General features: G+C 53.9%; 1 protein-coding gene. It reads right to left on the reverse strand.

Annotation, left to right across the window (positions count from 1 at the left end):
- A partial coding sequence (locus QUF61_RS09345; protein ID WP_289681441.1) for a tetratricopeptide repeat protein occupies positions 1-618 on the reverse strand: 618 nt, incomplete at both ends.

Consider the following 618-nt stretch of genomic DNA (forward strand, 5'->3'; position numbering starts at 1 on the left):
GCTTCTCATAGACGGGAAGTTCTTCATGCTCACGAATCTTGAGCGCATCATCGAGTTGTCCGCGCGCTTGCAATATGTCGGCTATCTTCCCCGTGGTGACGGCTTTTGAGCGCACATCGCCGAGCTTTTCAAATGCAGGAAGCAGTTCATTCTTAAGAATCTTGAGCGCATCGTCGAGTTGTCCGCGCGCTTGCAATATGTCGGCTATCTTCCCCATGGTGATGGCTTTTTCGCGCACATCGCCGAGCTTCTCATAGATGGGAAGCACTTCATGCTCATGAATCTTAAGCGCGTCGTCGAGTTGTCCGCGCGCTTGCAATATATCGGCTATCTTCCCCATGGTGACGGCTTTTGAGCGCACATCGCCGAGCTTCTCATAGACGGGAAGCTCTTCATGCTCACGAATCTTGAGCGCATCGTCGAGTTGTCCGCGCGCTTGCAATATGTCGGCTATCTTCCCCATGGTGATGGCTTTTTCGCGCACATCGCCGAGCTTCTCATAGACGGGAAGCTGCTCTGTCTGTCGAATCTTGAGCGCGTCGTCGAGTTGTCCGCGCGCTTGCAATATGTCGGCTATCTGACCCATGGTGACGGCTTTTGAGCGCACATCGCCGACGT

The sequence above is a fragment of the Candidatus Venteria ishoeyi genome (assembly GCF_030378065.1).
GTDB classification, from domain to species: domain Bacteria; phylum Pseudomonadota; class Gammaproteobacteria; order Beggiatoales; family Beggiatoaceae; genus Venteria; species Venteria ishoeyi.